The sequence below is a fragment of the Halalkalicoccus sp. CG83 genome, from assembly GCF_037081715.1.
GTDB classification, from domain to species: Archaea; Halobacteriota; Halobacteria; order Halobacteriales; family Halalkalicoccaceae; genus Halalkalicoccus; species Halalkalicoccus ordinarius.
Map to the genome: position 1 here is coordinate 362,142 of NZ_JAZDDH010000002.1, position 16,514 is coordinate 378,655.

The 16,514-nt window shown below is 66.7% G+C and carries 18 protein-coding genes; 5 read left to right on the top strand and 13 right to left on the bottom strand.

The features are described 5' to 3' along the window. Positions 1-16: 16 nt before the first annotated feature. The gene (locus V0Z78_RS15405; protein WP_336345555.1) at positions 17-1,144 is read right to left on the bottom strand and encodes a DUF7282 domain-containing protein; all 1,128 of its coding nucleotides are present in this window, start codon (positions 1,142-1,144) and stop codon (positions 17-19) included. A gap of 300 nt (positions 1,145-1,444) precedes the next feature. Further along, positions 1,445-1,924 (bottom strand): hypothetical protein, encoded by a 480-nt coding sequence (locus tag V0Z78_RS15410; RefSeq protein WP_336345556.1) that lies wholly within the window; start codon positions 1,922-1,924, stop codon positions 1,445-1,447. A 302-nt stretch (positions 1,925-2,226) separates the two neighbouring features. Between V0Z78_RS15410 and V0Z78_RS15415 the strand changes: the two genes are divergently transcribed. Together V0Z78_RS15415 and V0Z78_RS15420 are read left to right on the top strand one after the other, a co-directional pair. Next, positions 2,227-4,143 carry a beta-CASP ribonuclease aCPSF1 gene (locus V0Z78_RS15415; RefSeq protein ID WP_336345557.1) on the top strand — a complete coding sequence of 639 codons (1,917 nt, stop codon included), beginning with the start codon at positions 2,227-2,229 and terminating at the stop codon, positions 4,141-4,143. Between the two features lie 353 nt (positions 4,144-4,496). Then, positions 4,497-4,889, top strand: a complete 393-nt coding sequence (locus V0Z78_RS15420; protein WP_336345558.1) for a disulfide bond formation protein B — start codon at positions 4,497-4,499, stop codon at positions 4,887-4,889. Positions 4,890-4,901: 12 nt separating this feature from the next. On the opposite strand, the gene V0Z78_RS15425 is transcribed toward V0Z78_RS15420, so the two are convergent. The 8 genes from V0Z78_RS15425 to V0Z78_RS15460 form a co-directional block, all read right to left on the bottom strand. Continuing rightward, positions 4,902-5,738: an endonuclease III domain-containing protein gene (locus tag V0Z78_RS15425; RefSeq protein ID WP_336345559.1), complete on the bottom strand. Its 837-nt coding sequence runs from the start codon at positions 5,736-5,738 to the stop codon at positions 4,902-4,904. 52 nt (positions 5,739-5,790) lie between these two features. Next, on the bottom strand, positions 5,791-7,014 hold the full coding sequence (locus tag V0Z78_RS15430) for an outer membrane protein assembly factor BamB family protein (protein ID WP_336345560.1): 1,224 nt from the start codon (positions 7,012-7,014) through the stop codon (positions 5,791-5,793). A gap of 58 nt (positions 7,015-7,072) precedes the next feature. Beyond that, on the bottom strand, positions 7,073-7,486 hold the full coding sequence (locus V0Z78_RS15435; RefSeq protein WP_336345561.1) for a DUF371 domain-containing protein: 414 nt from the start codon (positions 7,484-7,486) through the stop codon (positions 7,073-7,075). 25 nt (positions 7,487-7,511) lie between these two features. After that, positions 7,512-8,330: a lipoate--protein ligase family protein gene (locus V0Z78_RS15440; protein ID WP_336345562.1), complete on the bottom strand. Its 819-nt coding sequence runs from the start codon at positions 8,328-8,330 to the stop codon at positions 7,512-7,514. Positions 8,331-8,636: 306 nt separating this feature from the next. Beyond that, a complete protein-coding gene (gene ubaA, locus V0Z78_RS15445; protein WP_336345563.1) occupies positions 8,637-9,458 on the bottom strand; it encodes an SAMP-activating enzyme E1 in 822 nt (273 codons plus the stop codon). A 42-nt stretch (positions 9,459-9,500) separates the two neighbouring features. Then, positions 9,501-10,346 (bottom strand): fructosamine kinase family protein, encoded by an 846-nt coding sequence (locus tag V0Z78_RS15450; protein ID WP_336345564.1) that lies wholly within the window; start codon positions 10,344-10,346, stop codon positions 9,501-9,503. Between the two features lie 12 nt (positions 10,347-10,358). After that, positions 10,359-10,934 (bottom strand): 50S ribosomal protein L15e, encoded by a 576-nt coding sequence (locus V0Z78_RS15455; RefSeq protein ID WP_336345565.1) that lies wholly within the window; start codon positions 10,932-10,934, stop codon positions 10,359-10,361. Positions 10,935-11,086: 152 nt separating this feature from the next. Next, complete coding sequence (locus tag V0Z78_RS15460; RefSeq protein WP_336345566.1) at positions 11,087-11,866, bottom strand: TrmB family transcriptional regulator; 780 nt, start codon at positions 11,864-11,866, stop codon at positions 11,087-11,089. 433 nt (positions 11,867-12,299) lie between these two features. Between V0Z78_RS15460 and V0Z78_RS15465 the strand changes: the two genes are divergently transcribed. The 3 genes from V0Z78_RS15465 (at position 12,300) to V0Z78_RS15475 (ending at position 14,949) form a co-directional block, all read left to right on the top strand. Beyond that, complete coding sequence (locus V0Z78_RS15465) at positions 12,300-13,208, top strand: serine/threonine-protein kinase RIO2 (RefSeq protein ID WP_336345567.1); 909 nt, start codon at positions 12,300-12,302, stop codon at positions 13,206-13,208. Positions 13,209-13,324: 116 nt separating this feature from the next. Then, positions 13,325-14,521, top strand: a complete 1,197-nt coding sequence (locus V0Z78_RS15470) for an inorganic phosphate transporter (protein ID WP_336345568.1) — start codon at positions 13,325-13,327, stop codon at positions 14,519-14,521. Between the two features lie 53 nt (positions 14,522-14,574). Next, entirely contained in the window at positions 14,575-14,949 is a 375-nt protein-coding gene (locus tag V0Z78_RS15475) for a hypothetical protein (protein ID WP_336345569.1), read from the top strand. Between the two features lie 241 nt (positions 14,950-15,190). Here V0Z78_RS15475 and V0Z78_RS15480 read toward each other — a convergent pair whose 3' ends face one another. The 3 genes from V0Z78_RS15480 to V0Z78_RS15490 all read right to left on the bottom strand — a co-directional run bounded on the left by V0Z78_RS15480 (position 15,191) and on the right by V0Z78_RS15490 (position 16,450). Then, positions 15,191-15,376, bottom strand: a complete 186-nt coding sequence (locus tag V0Z78_RS15480; RefSeq protein WP_336345570.1) for a hypothetical protein — start codon at positions 15,374-15,376, stop codon at positions 15,191-15,193. Next, positions 15,373-15,726, bottom strand: a complete 354-nt coding sequence (locus V0Z78_RS15485) for a HalOD1 output domain-containing protein (RefSeq protein WP_336345571.1) — start codon at positions 15,724-15,726, stop codon at positions 15,373-15,375. Before V0Z78_RS15485 ends, V0Z78_RS15480 begins: the two co-directional genes overlap by 4 nt. Before the next feature lie 82 nt (positions 15,727-15,808). Beyond that, complete coding sequence (locus tag V0Z78_RS15490; protein WP_336345572.1) at positions 15,809-16,450, bottom strand: helix-turn-helix domain-containing protein; 642 nt, start codon at positions 16,448-16,450, stop codon at positions 15,809-15,811. Positions 16,451-16,514 lie beyond the last annotated feature (64 nt).

The following is a 16,514-nucleotide window of genomic DNA, read 5'->3' on the forward strand; positions in this document are numbered from 1 at the left end:
GATATCCGATCGAGACCTACCCGTCGAACCCGGGGGCGTCCTTGCGGGCATCCCGAGCGCGGTCGCTGGCCTGCTTCGGAAGCTCGTCTCTACCCTCGCGATCGCTCGACTCGTCGGCCGCCTTCCGCTTCGAGTTGTCGTCCTCGTCCGCGCTGCTGTCGTCGTCCTCCTCTTCGTCACTCTCGCTTTCGTCGTCCCGCTTCCGTTCGTCGTCCCCGTCTCTCGCCTTCCCGTCCTCGTCTTTCTCCTCGTTCTCCCGTTCTTCTTCCTCGTCCTCTCGCTCTTCTTCTTCTTCCTCATCCTCTCGCTCTTCTTCTTCCTCCTCGTCTTCGTTCTCCTCTTCCTCTGCCTGGTCTTCGGTTTCCTCGTTGGGGCCGATCGGCTGCGGGACGAGGATGCCCTTGCGAATCAGCTCTTCTTGGCGCTTTGCTACCTCCTTCCGTTCCTCATCGTCCGACTCGACGAACACCGTCGCGAGGTCGTGGACGACGCCGATGTCGCCGACGTCACGACCGCCGTTCTGGAACGCGCCGTCGACCTCGTCGCCCGACTCGAACAGGTTCGGTGTGGAGGGGTCGTCGGGACAGTTGAACGTGTCCTCGTCGGTCGTGTTGTAGTGCGGGATGGCGATCATGACCTGGCTCTCGTCGAGCGATCCCACGCTGGCCGCTCCGAGTTTCACGGCGGGCGAGTCCGAACGGAAGAGCGGCACTTCCAAGTTCTCGTACGTGCCGGCGGGGAGATACTCCGTGATGCCGATCAGCGATTCGCAGATCGGGTTGTCCAGTTCCTCGGGGACTGGGACGTCGTAGTCCTCCGGGTCCTCTCCGTCCGCGAACTGAAAGCGACTGTACTGGTGGATCGACTGATAGCCACCCTCGTCCATCTCGAGGCGGTCGACCGTCACGGTCGGTCCGCCGTCGTTGTTTGCGACCGTCTGGTCCGAGAAGGTGACGTTCGCCGTCGGCTCCTCCCCGCCGTCTTCCTCCCCGTCGCCCCCCTCCTCGCTCTCCTCGGTCGACCCGTCCTCCTCGTCGTGGGCCGCGGCGGTGCCGATCCCGCTCAGGGCGAACAGGCCCGCGGTCGTCCCTCGAATGATGGTTCGTCGCGATACGTCCGTCGAAATCCGGTCCGGTCGGCGCATACTTCAGGGAGGTCCGGTTACGGAAGTGTACTTTATGATGGATGATTCTGCCGATAGACACTGTTCGTATACGATACGTCACGGTCCGATTCTGGGGAGGTCACCTCGAACTAGACTCGGATCTGACGATATCGGTCCGAAACCACGCCCGAATCGGTGTCCCGTCGCGGATCGATCTCCCGGGATTGACTTCCGAATCGGCTACGTGTTTCGGAAGAATAGCCGAGTCGGAGACGTTCGGTGATCCGATCTGCTCGGCAATCGTTCACTTCGGGGCGTCGATCGCGCCGGCCGTCGTGCTCACGGATCGACGCCGAACGGACTCTCTGTCTCGGTCCAGTCCCAGCCCGGAACTCGGGTCTGGACGCCCGCCGCGAGCGCCGCGTCGAGGTCGTCCGCGCCCGCGGTACCGGGGGGGTGGTGGACGACGTCGGCGTAGTGGAAGGTCGCCTCCGCGAGCAGTCGCAGCGGCTGTTCGCGCGCGATCATCGCGGCCAGCTCTCGCCCGAGCAGTTCGTCGACGACGAACCCCGGGTAGTCCCCCTCGACGTCGAGTTCGCGGAGCAGGCCCACGAGCGCGGCGACGTTCACCGCCCTGTCCCCGTCTGCGAACGTCGAATCGACGACCGTTCGATAGCCCTCGTCGTCGATCGGATCGACGGTGGTGTCGAAGGCCTCGCCGAGTCCCTCGCGGACGTCGTTGACCAGCGGGACGACCACGTCGCCACGGTCCCGGACCCAGTCGCGTTGGGCGACGACCTCGGCGGGAGAGAGATGCACGGGCGGAGTTGGGCCGAAGGGGTTTTATAACCCGAGCGTTATACCTCGGATGAGCGGGTTTTCCCTGGACGACTCCGGGGTTCCAGACCGACCAGCCACGTGTGTTTTCACGCGGGCGGTCGCACTGATCTCCCATCCACCACGATGTTTCCCAGATCACGTGAGAACGGATCGAACGCCGTGATTCCCCGTCTCGACCGACAGGACCGGCGGCCGCGTCCGACGGAACGACGCGACCAACCGGGGCCGGACGCCCTCCGACGTGACGGCTATGCTGCCCGCGACCTCGACCTCCTCTGACTATGAGCACGGTAGACCAGAAACTCGACGACGCACTCGCAACGATCAGAAACGAAATTCCGGACGATATCTCCGTCTCCGACGTCACCTACGAGGGACCGGAGTTGGTCGTCTATACGCGCGAACCCAAGAAGTTCGCCCAGCAGGGCGACCTCGTCCGCCGGCTCGCAAGCAAGCTTCGAAAGCGCATCACCGTTCGACCCGACCCGGACGTCCTTTCCCCGCCCGAGGAGGCCAAAGAGCGCATCCGATCGGTCGTACCGGAGGACGCCGGCATCACGGATCTCGACTTCCACGCCGACACCGGCGAGGTGGTGATCGAGGCCCAGAAGCCCGGCATGGTGATCGGCCGCCACGGCTCGACGCTGCGCGAGATCACCAAGAAGGTCGGCTGGACGCCAGAGGTCGTCCGGACGCCGCCGATCGAGTCGCCCACGGTCTCGAACGTCCGCAGCTTCCTCAAACAGGAACGCGACGACCGCCGCGACATCCTCGAACGGGTCGGTCGCCAGATCCACCGCGAACAGCTCTCCGACGAGCAGTGGGTCCGGATCACCACGCTGGGCTGCTGTCGCGAGGTCGGCCGCGCGGCGTTCGTCCTCTCGACGGCCGACACCCGCATCCTGATCGACTGCGGCGACAAGCCCGGCTCCGACGACGTGCCGTACCTCCAGGTGCCCGAAGCGCTCGGTTCGGGGGCGAACTCGCTCGACGCCGTGGTGCTGACACACGCCCACCTCGACCACTCCGCGCTGCTTCCCCTGCTGTTCAAGTACGGCTACGACGGCCCGATCTACACCACCGAGCCCACGCGGGACCTGATGGGGCTGCTCCAACTCGACTACCTCGACGTCGCGGCCAAGGAGGGGCGCACCCCGCCGTACGAGTCGGAGATGGTGCGCGAGACGATCAAGCACACCATCCCGATCGAGTACGGCGACGTCACCGACATCGCGCCCGACGTGAAGCTCACGATGCACAACGCGGGCCACATCCTCGGCTCCGCCGTCTCACACTTCCACATCGGCAACGGGCTTTACAACGTCGCCTTCTCGGGCGACATCCACTACGAGGAGACCCGACTGCTCAACGGCGCGGTCAACGACTTCCCGCGCGTCGAGACGCTCGTGCTGGAGTCGACCTACGGCGGTCGGAACGACTACCAGACCGACCAGTCCGACAGCGAGGCGTCGCTCAAACGGGTCATCAACGAGACCTACGAGCGCGACGGGAAGGTGGTGATCCCGGCGTTCGCGGTCGGGCGCTCCCAGGAGATCATGCTCGTCCTCGAGGAGGCGATGCGAAAGGGCGACATCCCCGAGATGCCGATCCACCTCGACGGGATGATCTGGGAGGCGACCGCGATCCACACCACCTACCCCGAGTACCTCAACGACGACGTCCGCGACCGGATCTTCCACGACGATCAGAACCCCTTCCTCGCGGACTACTTCAACCACATCGATCGTGGCGAGGACGAGCGCCAGGAGGTCGCCGACGGCGAGCCGTGTATCATCCTCTCGACCTCAGGGATGGTCACCGGCGGCCCGATCATGTCCTGGCTCGAACACCTCGGGCCCGATCCGGACAACCGGATGGTGTTCGTCGGCTACCAGGCCCAGGGCACCCTCGGAAGACGGATCCAGAACGGCTGGGACGAGATCCCGATGAACGGTGGCCGCGGGCGCTCGAACCACCTGACCCTGAACCTCGACGTCGAGACCGTCGACGGCTTCTCCGGTCACGCCGACCGACAGGGTCTCGAGAACTTCGTCAAGACGATGAACCCCCGTCCCGAGAAGGTGCTCTGCGTCCACGGCGACGAGCGATCGACACAGGACCTCTCGAGCGCGCTGTATCACGACTTCAACATGCGGACGTTCGCACCCAAGAACCTCGAGACGTTCCGCTTCAAGTGAAAGCCCTCGGAACGCACTGGCGTGCGTTCCTCGCCCTTTTCATTTCCTAAGAAAGGCCGCGAAGCGGCCTTTCTGGGTCCCGGAAATCGAAGATTTCCGAAGACCACCAGGCACCGCCGAGTCGCGCCGGGCGATCGCCCGGCGCTTTCGGGACCAGCCTTTCCCCGCCCCGCTCACGGGACGCGAAGCGTCCCGTTCGCCAGCGAGATCGCTCCGCGATCTCGCGCTGCTCACGGAGCCGTCGGGAGTGACGGCTCCGTTCGCGCCGGCCACCATTTTCGCACCGCTATCAATAGGACCTTCACCAGTGACGAACAGTAACCGTTCTCAGGACGGACGACGAACGACGTCCAATGCACCGGATCGGCTCACGGGGGTGGCTCGCCCTCGGCACCCTGTTCGCCGCCGTGGCGACCGCCGGGAGCCTCTACTTCAGCGAGGTCCTCGGGCTGGTCCCCTGTGAGCTCTGCTGGTATCAGCGGATCTTCATGTATCCTCTGATCCCGGTCCTCGGGATCGCGGCGATCGAGAACCGGCCCGATGTCTATCGGACCGCACTCGCACTGGCGGTTCCTGGAGCGGGGATCGCCGCGTACCACTCGGCGATCCAGCGTCTCGGCGGCGAGAGCTGTTCGATCGGGAGCGGCTGTACGACCATCCAGTACGAACTGCTCGGACTCTCCATACCGAACATGGCGTTTCTCGCGTTCGTCCTCGTAAGCGTCGCGGTGCTGGCCGCGCGCTGATCGGCTTCGCTCCTATTCGACGGTCTCGGCCGGGTCGACCACCTCGCCGTCGATCTCGTCGACGCCGATCCGCTCGCAGTGATCGTAGAGCGGGCACGCTTCGGGCCCGTCGAGACACGCCGGCTTTCGAGCGGAGCAGTACTCCCGGCCGAATTGGATGCTCGCCGTGTGGCCGAAGCCGCACTTCTCGGCCGGAACCGCCTCCTCGAGGATCTCCCTGACGCCTTCGTGGTCGGCCTTCGGCGGTGCGATCCCCATGCGCCGGTAGATCCGATGGACGTGGGTATCGACGGGGAACACCCCCGAGCGTCCGCCCGAGAACAACAGGACGCAGTCCGCGGTCTTCGGACCGACGCCGTCGATCTCCAGCAGGCGCGAGCGGACCGTCTCGGGCTCTCCCTCCCTGACGAACGCGTCGAACTCCGCCTCTCCGCCGAACTCCTCGCGGATCTCCGCTGCGGCGGCGATCATCACCTCCGACTTCCGGTTGTAGAGGCCCGCCGAACTGATCGTCTCCGCGAGTTCGTCCCGGTGGGCCTCCGCGAGCGCCTCGACGAGGTCCCGATCCTCACCCCTCTCGTCGCTCCCATACCGGTCCATCAGCGATTCGTGGGCCGGCTGGCTCGCCTTGTCCGAGGTGTTCTGGCTCAGGATCGTCCGCACGAGACACTCGAAGGCGTCCTGTCCGCCGTAGGTCTTCTGCCAGTAGCGCTCGCCCAGCGCGTCGATCACGGCCTCCGCGCGGGTCGCGGCCTCGCCCGGCTCGAACGCCGTCTCGCTGCCGCCGCCAGAGGGACCGCCGCTGATGTTCTCGCTCGGCTCCTCGGCGCCGCTCTGCTCGTCGCTCATGGTCGTCGGTTCGAGGGCAGCGCGCAAAAGCGGTGTGGCCCCGTCTGCGGGCCTACGGTTCGGCGGCCCGCAGTTTGTAGACGCTCCCGCTTCGTTCGTCGCTCGCCCGGTCGGTGAAGTAGATCCCGTCGTCGGTCACCAGCGGCGTCGAACTCACGCTGCCCGCCGCCGACGCGCGCCAGACCATCTCGCCGGCCGGCGTCGCGCCGTCCGCGCGGGCGACGCAGTAGAGGCTGCCGGCGTTCGAGCCGACGAGCACCGACTCGGGGGTGACGACGGGACAGCCGATGAGCGAGCCGTCGGTGTCGAAGCGCCAGTTCTCCTCGCCGCTGTCGATATCGAGCGCGTAGAGGTTCGAGTCGTGGCTGCCGGCGTAGACGACGTCGTCGCGGATCGCCGGTCCCGTCATCACTAGGTCGTCGGCGGCGAACGCCCACTCCTCCTCGCCGTCGGCGAGGTCGACGCGGTAGATCCGCTCGTCCCACGATCCGAAGAAGGCGGCACCGTCGGCGGTCGCGATCGGCCCCTTGATCTCGCCGCCGGTCTCGAACTCCCAGGCGAACTCCAGTTCGGGGTACGTCCAGGCGTAGAGTACGCCGTCGTTCGCGCCGACGGCGAGCCTGCCCGCCTCGCGGTCGATCGCGATCGTCGAGTGGGGGTGGTCGGTGATCCGGTCGTCCTCCCACTCGACGCTCCCGTCGAGCGCGTCGACCCCGAAGACGCTCCCCGACGGGGTGGGGTACTCGACGGCGATGTAGACCGTGCCGTCGTGATAGGCCGGGCTCGACCCGATCGAGCCGCCGAGCTTCCTTCGCCAGATCCGTTCGCCGCTCTCGAGGTCGAACGCGTAGAGCGCGCCGTCGTAGGCGCCGACGTAAACCGCCCCGTGGGCGATCGCGGGCGTCCCGTGGATCCCCCGCTCGGTCTCCTCGACCGACGCCCTCCAGCGACGCTCCCCGTCGGGAGAGAGCGCCCACACCTCGCCGTTGTCGCCCGGAACGACGACGTCGCCGGTCGGCGCGAGCACGGCGCTTGCCTTCGCGGCGGTGTGCTCGCCCGTGTTGAGGTCGCCCATTCGCCAGGCCCGCTCGACCGACTCCGGCGCGGTTCGGTCCTGAAAGCCTCGCCGCTGGAGTCCATCGCGAAACTGCGCGTCCGCGGACTCGGCCGCGGGTCCCTCTAACTCCTCGTTGTGCAGACGATCGAGACAGCCCCCGAGGCCGAGTCCGACCATCGCTCCGCCCGTCGTACGGAGCAGTCCGCGTCGCGTTCGCATCGCTTGTCCATCGCGGAGGCGCCATTTGACCGTTGTGCCCGGGCGTCGGTGCTCTACCCTACTCGACGGCCAGTCGCAGTTCGAGGGAGGCTCCCTCGGACAGCGCGCCCACGAGCGCTCGGTCGAGGTCGCCGGCGGCGCTGTCGGCGCCGATCAGCACCGTCCGCTCGTCGACGTACTCGCTGGTCCGGCCCACGAGGCTTCGGTCGCTCTCGAAGGTGAGATCGGGGTGGCCCGATCCCTCGACGGTTTCCACGTGCCCGTCCGCCTCGAAGGTGGCGGTGATCGTCGCCTCCCGATCCCGGCAGGCCTCGACGAACTCGGGCTGGAAGTCGGCGGGCGCTCGATTCGCCTCGACCGCGAGGATGCAGTCCCCGGCGGGGGTCAGCCAGTCGTCGGTGGTCACCTCGAAGGTGCTCGCGTGCTCGGCGCTGACGTTCTCGTGGCCGCTCGCGCGGACGATCTCCTCCATGGAATGCGTTCCCCGTCCGCTCACTTCAGGCGAGCGGATCGATCCGATCGTGGTTCCACTCAGCCGAGGCGAACTTCCCCTCGGCGCGCTCGCGGGCGGCCTCGAGCTCCTCGTCGGTCCACGCGCCCTCCTCGGCGCCCGCCCACTCCTGCAGGCTCGCCTCGAACGCTCCGACGGCCTCCTCGCGGGAGATCTCGGCGTGTTCACACAGGCCCGTCACTCGCCCCTCGAACTCCTGGGGGGTCGTCCCCGGATCGGCGAAGGTGCCCAAGTGACGCTCGGGGCGCGTCTCGTAGGTGATCGAGCCGTGCTGGATGATCGCGTCCTTGCGTCGGTACTGGGCGTTGCCGCTCAGCTTCCGCGCTCCGCCCGGTTCGGGGACTACGACGTCGTGGGCGGGGTGGAGCTCCCGGAGGTAGCAGGCAGGCTCGTGAATCTCCGGCTGGGACTCGGGGGCGAACGTCGCATCGACGCCGAGGCGCTCGAAGCCGTCGAAGATCGGCTCACACAGCAGCTCGTAGCTCTCCATCAGGTCGCCCGGGAGTTCGTCCGCGGGGGCGATGATCGAGTAGGAGATGTCGCCGTAGGAGTCGTGGTAGATGCCGCCGCCGCCGGTCGGCCGGCGGGTGACGGTGATCCCCTCGCGTTCGCAGAACTCCCAGTCCACACTATTCGGATCCTGCCGGTAGCCGAGCGAGAGCGTGCTCGGCTCCCAGCGGTACAGCCGCACGGTCCGTGGACCGCCCGCGGCGGCAGTCGCCGCGGCCACCTCGTCGAGCGCCATGTTCATCGGTCCCTCCCACGCCTCCTCGCGGATCAGTCGCCAGCGCCGGTCGGTCGCCATGGTTTCTCTACAGTCCTCTCGGGCCCAAAGCGGTTCCGTCCTCTCGTGTGATCGCGTGACTTCTCTCGCGACCGGCTGCGGCCCCGGCTGCAGCTCCGGAACCACCCTCGTCGCGTCGATCGATCCCCGTCCGATCCGGTTCCACCCTCCGTCGGGGGCGCTTTCGCCGATGGCGAGCCTCGACGCGACCGTAGACCGTCCCGACCGCGCGTTTCGGTTCACTCCGGGCAGAATCGCCGACGAGGACGACGTCGGTCCACCGTTCGTCTCGCTAGGCGCGTTACTCGAGCCGCTCGTCGACCGACCTCAGTCCGCGCTCACGCGGCAGCCCTCGGCGGCGTACTCCACCTCGCTGATCGAGTCGATGGGGTCCTCGCCACAGACCGGGCAGTCGGGGTTCTTCCTGACGGGCACCTCGTCGAACGTCATGTCGCTCGCGTCGTAGACGAGCAGCCGCCCCGAGAGCACCTCGCCGAACCCGAGGACGAGCTTCATCGCCTCGGTCGCCTGGATGCAGCCGACCGTGCCGGGGAGCACGCCGAGGACGCCGGTCGTCGCACAGTCCGCCACGGCGTCCTCGGGCGGCGCCTCGGGGAACAGACACCGGTAGCAGGGTCCGTCGTCGTCGGGGAACGTGATCGCCTGGCCCTCGAACTTGTAGATCGCGCCGTGGGAGAAGGGCTTGCCGGCGAGCGTACAGGCGTCGTTCACCAGATAGCGCGTGCGGAAGTTGTCGGTGCCGTCGACGATCACGTCGTAGTCCGCGATCAGCTCCTCGACGTTGTCGGGTTCGACGCGGACCTGGTGTTTCTCCACGGTCACGTCGGGGTTGATGCGCTCGACGTACCGCGCCGCGGAGTCGACCTTCGGCTCGCCGACGTCGGCGTCGCCGTGGACGATCTGGCGCTGGAGGTTCGAGCGCTCGACGCGATCGTCGTCGGCGATTCCCAGCGTGCCGACGCCCGCCGCCGCGAGGTACTGGATGATCGGCGAGCCCAATCCGCCGGCGCCGAGTGCGAGCACCCGGGAGTCCAGCAGCGCCTTCTGGCCCTCGGGGCCGATCTCGTCCATGATGATGTGTCTGGAGTAGCGATCGAGCTGAGTGGGGTCGAGCGAGAGGTCAGCCATACCCACGGTTCGGTCCCCATCGGGATGAACGCTCCGCCCCGTTTACCCGCAGTACCCTAACTGATCGAGCGTTCGATCCAGTTTCCGGCCGTACCGACCCCCGAAGAGATGGACGTGAACGAGAATCGGATAGCAGACGTACGCCTCGTATCGCTCCTCGAACCCGGGGTCGATCCCGCGGAGCTCGCGATACCGCTCGAAGAAGGCGTCGCCGAACGTGTCCGTCCACCGGACGTACGCGAGTTCGACCTCGGGGTGGGCGTAGTAGGTCGCCGGATCGAGAAAGGCCCGGACGCGCCCGTCGTCGGCCAGCACGTTCGTCGTCCAGACGTCGCCGTGGATCAGCGACGGCGAGTCGGGCTCCGTGAGCAACGCGTCCAGGTCGTCCACCAGCTCTAGCACCCGCTCGAACCGCTGCTCGGAGAGCGCGCCGTCCTCGCGGGCCAGCCGGGCGACGTGGCTCAGCCGGTGCTCGCCGAAGAAATCGACCCACGAGCCGGTCCAGGGGTTCGGCTGGCGGACCGGTCCCGTGAGGGTGTCGAACGGGAACCCGAACGCCTCCGCCCCGTGGGCGTGCAGCCGGGCGAGTCGCTCGGCGGCGTCGCGCTCGACCGCGGGCGTGAACTCGGAGCGTCCCTCGACGTGCTCCATCACGAGCAGGTCGTCCGACGCGTCGTACACCTCGGGGACCGCGAGCCCGGCCTCGGAGAGCGTCCGGAGCATCCGCGCCTCGACCGACAACGGCGTCGGTCCCGTCTTCGCGACGACCGGTTCGCCCTCCGCGAACTCGGCGCGGACGACCCGGCCGATCATGCCGCCCTCGAGGTCCGCGACTTCGATCGGTTCGCGGCCGATGGCGGCTGCTATCCGGCGTTCGAGATCGGACATGAAAGGGGCGCGTTACTGGCTGCTTCGGCTGGGTCGGGTGTGTTCGGTGCCCTTGCCCTTCGTACCGAGGCCGCGGTTACGCTTGCCCGCACCCGTCAGGCCGCGAAGCGCGCGGTTCTGCTGGTTCTCGTTGCAGATCCAGTTGAGGTCGTCGTCGTTCTGGATCGCGGGGTGTTCGGGGTCGAGCAGGATCACTTCGAACCACTTCTGCGAGCCGTCCTGGCCGACGCCGTAGGAGTTGAGCACGCGGAGGTTGCGGAACTTACGGGTCGCGCGCTCCTCGGCGATGCGTTGGAGGTTCTTCGTCCGCGTGATCCGGCTGACGCCCTGGCGCTTCGACCGGCGACCCGCCTTGTGACGCTGCTTGCGTGCGGTCCCCTTGCGGACGCTGACCCGGGCGACGACGACGCCCTGTTTGGCCTTGTAACCGAGTTCGCGGGCCTTGTCCAGCCGCGTGGGGCGCTCGATGCGTTCGATCGCGCCCTCCTCGCGCCACTGCTGTTTTCGTCGCCACTGTAGCTCGCCGAGGTCCCCGTCGCCGGGGTCCTTCCACGCGTCGCGAATGTGTGAGTAGAAGCTTCGTGCCATGTGTATCACCACGGGCGTTGGGTGGTTCAGCCACGCGGATCGTCGTCGAGCCGCCGGCCACATTCCGTCCTGCGTCCGCGGCAGGTGCCCGCTGGTGCCCGTTCGCCAGCGAGTGGCCGGTTCTACCGCCGAGTCGCGGTTAAGCCCTTCGATCAGCGCCCGCGCTCGCTCTCGATGACTGCGGTCTCGAGCCAGCCCGTGAGGATCTCCGCCAGCACCGTCGCGAAGCCGCTCGACTCGCTCCAGATCGCCGCCTCCTCCTCGTGGCCGGTGCCGGCCTCCCCGTGGACGCTCAGGAGTACCGCGGCGTCGTCGGCGACCAACATCCGGGCGGCACGCTCGTTTCGCAGGCTCTCGGGGGGTGCATGGACCGTAATCACGCCCCCCTCGAACGGTCGCCGGACGTCGGGGTCCTCGCTCACGACGACGACCTCGACGCCGCCGTCGGCCGCCGCGAACAGCCGTTCGCGGATCGTCTCGGTGAGCAGCGTCGCGTTCGCCGCCCCGAAGACGATCGTCTCGTTCGCACCCTCGAGGAGGTGCTCGATCCGGTCGTCGACGTGCTCGGTCCCGTTGACCGACCAGATGTCCTCGCGTTCCTCGCCGGCCTCGTTGCGGTCGCGCACCGACTCGAGGAACTCGAACGCCTGGGAGCGTTCGCGCTCGAAGCGTTCCTCGAGCAGCCGTTCGGCCTCCTCCAGGCTGACGGGACGGTACTGCATCGGCGTCGAGTGCTGTACCTCGACCAGCCCCCGCTCCGCCAGGCTCTCGGCCGCCCCGTAGACCTGGGACCGAGGGATCTCCGAGACGCGATAGACGTCACGGGCGGTCCCCGTGCCCAGCGTCTGGAGTGCGATGAACACCTTCGCCTCGTAGTTCGAGAGCCCGAGTCGTTCCAGCGCGTCGACGGCTGCCGTTTCGTCGGTCGTCATTGAAGTCGTCCGTTCCGAGTACGGAGACCGTAGGTGTAAAAGGACGTTCCGGTTCGCCGCCTCGTTCGCCCCGGAGGATCGGCACGACCGGCGGTACGCCTACGTCGACGCGTGGATCCCCCCGCGGTGGGATCGCAGTCGAGACGAACGCCGCCGCCGTCTCCGGATCGAGGTGATGGCCGCCCGCACGACGCCAGCAGGGATCGGCGGCCCCGGATCGACGAGTCACTCGCGACGTGGCCCGAGGCGATGCTCGGCGAGCCCGTCGGGGGATCGTCGAACGCGAACGCCGGGTGTCCGTCCCGCCCGTGTCGGTCGGCCGATCCCCGCCCTCGTTCTCGCGAGATCGGCCGAGGTTCGATTTTCTATCGTCACATGTGATTTACGGGACTCTCACGCGGGGCTTTTATCGCCGCTCGCCCTATCGGGGCCAATGGCACGGAACGTCGCGAGCGTGATGCGGGAACTCGATCCCGAGGACTTCCATCTGCTCTCGGGCGTCGAGCACGGCATGCGTTTCAGCGAGTGGGTCAACCGGGGGAAGCTCACCGAGTTCTCGCGGCTGACGAGCGAGGAGGTCGACTACCGGCTGAACCGCTGTCTCGACCGCGAACTAGTGGAGCGAAAGACCATCCAGTACGAGGGGATCCGTCTCCGGATGGACGGCTACGACGCGCTCGCGCTTCGAACGTTCGCCGAGCGCGACACCATCGAGGGGTTCGGCGCACCCCTCGGAGTGGGCAAGGAGAGCGACGTCTTCGAGGTGCAGTCCTACCGGCCGATGGCCCTGAAGTTCCACCGGGAGGGCTACACCAACTTCCGGGAGGTCCGCCGCGAGCGCGACTACACCTCCGATAAGGAGCACCTCTCGTGGTTCTACACGGCCCGCAAGGCCGCCGAGCGCGAGTACGAGGCGCTTGAGGCGCTCTATCCCGACGTGTCGGTCCCCAGACCGGAGGACCAGAACCGCCACGCGCTGATCATGGAGAAGATCCCCGACGCCGAACTCTCGCGGACGAAGCTCACCGACGAGCAGGTCCGGCCGGTGCTCGACATGATCCTTCGCGAACTCGCCGCGGCCTACGAGACCGGCTACGTCCACGCCGACATGAGCCAGTACAACGTCTTCGTCGGCGAGGAGGGGGTCACCGTCTTCGACTGGCCGCAGGCGGTCCCCGCGGATCACGAGAACGCAGAGGAGTTCCTCGCGCGCGACGTTCGTAACCTGTTCGGCTACTTCGAGCGCAAGTACCCGGGTCAGATACCCGAGATCGATCAGCGTGCACTCGTTTCCGCCGTCCGCGAGGGATCGTTCGACTCGATCGAGGACCTCAGAGAATAAACCGGATACTGCGATATCGAACGGGGCCGCGCGGCCATCGGTGGCCAAGCACCGAACGGTCTTCGGGCCCGCATAAGAGATTTCAAACGCTCGGAACGTACGCGCGACGAGTAGCCGTGATCGATCCGCTGTTGGTCGGCGGGCTGGTCATCGCGTGTTTCGTCGCGTACAACATCGGAGGAGCGACGACCGGACCGGCGTTCGGTCCGGCCGTCGGAGCGGGCGTGATCAGCAAGACCGTCGCCGGAGGGCTGATGTCGGTCTGTTTCTTCCTCGGCGCCTGGACGATCGGACGGCGGGTCGTCGACACCCTCGGCGAGGAACTCGTTCGGGATCCGGCGGTCTTCACGCTACCGGCCAGCATCGTCGTCCTCTTCTTCATCGGTGGCGCGTTGCTGATCGGCAACGTCTCGGGCGCCCCCGCGTCGACGTCGATGACCGCCGTCGGGGCGATCGCGGGGCTGGGTCTCGCGACCGGCGAGCTCGATTCGGCGGTGATCGGCGAGATCCTCGCCTGGTGGATCATCTCCCCTGTGATCGGATTCTGGATGGCGGTGGTGATCGGCCGATACGCCTACGGGACGATCGATCGGCTGATCGCGATCGAGCGAAGCGAGGGGCCGCTGGTGACCGTGGAGGGCTCCGGCCCCCTTCCGCGTCCGGCTCCCGGTCCGAACACGACGCGACGCGAGCTCATCGGCACCGTCGTCGTCGTGGGCATCGGCTGTCTGATGGCGTTCAGCTCGGGGGCGAGCAACGTCGCGAACGCGATCGCGCCGCTCGTCGGCAGCGGTGCGGTCGGAATGAACCCCGGGATTGTGATCGGCTCGGTCGCCGTCGCGGCGGGCGCGCTCACCATCGCTCGACGGACGATGGAGACGCTCGGCAACGACATCACCGACCTCCCGCTGACCGCGGCGATCGTCGTCGCCGTGTTGAGTTCGACGATCGTGATCGTGCTGTCGGCGATCGGCATCCCGGCGAGCTTCGTCATCATCGCGACCGTCTGTATCGTCGGTCTGGGATGGGGACGCTCGACCCGGCAGGTCCCGATCGCCGCCGCCGTCCACGGCAACGCCTCGCCACGGGTGTCGGTCGGCGCGCTCACGGCCGACGGCGCGCCGACCGTCGGAGAGCCGGAACCGGGAGAGTCGACCGATGACGTCGCCGCCGACGGCGACGGGGATCCGCCGCCGCGCTCCGAGCTCTTCGACCCGGCGACGACCGTTCGGGTGATCGTCATGCAGAACGTCGTCCCGATTCTCGCCACGATCGGCTCGTATCTCGCGTTCGTCCTGGTCGGGCCGGTATAGCGACTTCGAGGAGTTGTGCCTTTGTACGATCGGTTCGAATCCCCGGACGAACGATGACGATTCGGCTCAGGGGTCGTCAGACGCAGTTCTACATCGATCTGGTCTACGGCGTCGCGTTCAGCGTCGGGTTCGGCTATCTCCTCTTCCTCGGCATGGACCCGCGCGTAGCCGCCTTCGAGGGAGGGCTCGTCCTCGGCTACTTCCTCCGTGTCTGGGAGAACATGAGCATCTACGAGCAGGTCCTCGAGGAGGAGGTGGCCGGAGAGGCCGAGGAAGCCGTCGCCGCTGAGGTCGAAGAACAGGTCCCCGCGGAGGCCGAACAGCAGGTCTCGACGGAGGTCGAGGACCGGATCGGTGACGTCGACGAGCGGATCGATCGAGAGATCGAAGCGCAGGTCTCCGATCGGGTGGAGGACCTCGAGGAGTGACCCCTCACGGACCGCCCGACGGCCGTGATCGCGACTGCGACCGCGAGCGGGTCCCGGCACCGAACGGCCCGCGTTACACTGAAGACGGACCCGACACTCGCGGGTTCGAGTGACCTAAGCCGCTTCAACGGTCGATTTGGCGGGTTCGAGAGACGTGTCGGCGGCATCGAACGGGAGTGCCGGGATCCTCACCGGATCGAACGAGACACGTCCATGGACGACGCGATCTCGACGGCTTCGTTCACTCGGCTCTCTCGTTCTTTTCTATCTCCGTGATGATCACGTCCCAGTCCGGATGTTCGCCACCGTTCCGGCATTCCCATCCCCCTTCGACGTCGATACCGTTGTCATACGCCCGAAGAAGGAGCGATTTCAGTTCGTCGTTTAGTTCCGCCCGAGTCGTGGGCGACGTCTCGGTGGTGGTCATCGGAGAGGGACGCCCTCGTTGCGGTCGTGTTCCGACGGAGCGATCGTGACGAGACCGTAGCTGTAGACGATTATCTCGTACCCCTCTACGGTAAACGTGACCGATCGATCGCCGTTCGTCCTGCCCCGAACCTGTACGATCTCGTCGAGCGCGTCAGTGTCTACGGACGCACCGAGCGGGTCCAGTTCGATCGGGTCTATGCCCGTCACTTCCGACAACGACGCAACGACGGCCATGCTTGTGGAGGTCGAGTTCGGATCGTACTCGGCTCGATACGTCGCCGAGTCCCGATGGTACTCCAACGACTCTAACTCGGCACTGGCTAAGCTGGCTGTCATACTGTTCTGCATCACTCTAGCGGCCTGAGTCGGTTTAACGGGAACACTGATTATACAGGAGGTATTAATAGGGAGCCGAGCGTGTCAGTCGAGCCTACTGGCTGATGAGCGTCGCAGCGATGAGTCGCCGATGACCGCGTCTGAGCCGAGACGAAAGCGACTGCTGGGTGATCCCGAGCTCCTCGGCGACGTCTTCGAGCGACGCCTCACGTGGCGAATCGAAGTACCCACGTTCGTAGGCCAACACCAGCGCTTCTCGCTGGGTGTCGGTCAACTCGTATCCCTCTCCCTGTACCGGGAGCAACGCGTGTACGGCGGTGATGTCGATGGAAATGTCGTGCTCCTGGCAGTAGGTTCGAAACTCGCCGATCTCCTCCCGAGTCTCGCTGCGCACCTCGAAGTGCCACCCGTCGTTCGTTCCGATCCCCGAGAGAACGGCGATGTGTGTCTCCTCGAGGGCGCTCAGGATGCCGACGTACTCCCGGTCCCACTTGGCACGCATGAGATACTCGTTCTCGACGCTGTCGATGAGTCGGATGTCCGTCACGCCAGCATGGGCTTCGAAGGACGCTTCGATGTCCTCGGCCTCCGCACCACGGACCCAGAAGAACGGGATTATCAGGGTCTCGTGTGGGATGAGTCGCTCCAGTTCGACCGTCACTTCCGGCAGATTTTCGAAGACGCTCCCCAGCGGAAACTCGTCCGCCGGGCTCGTAAACTCCATCACGGTCGCCATACGAACGGTTCGTCACCGAGACCGATAACCCACGCGGGTGGTGTACCGGGCTCGATCACGACGC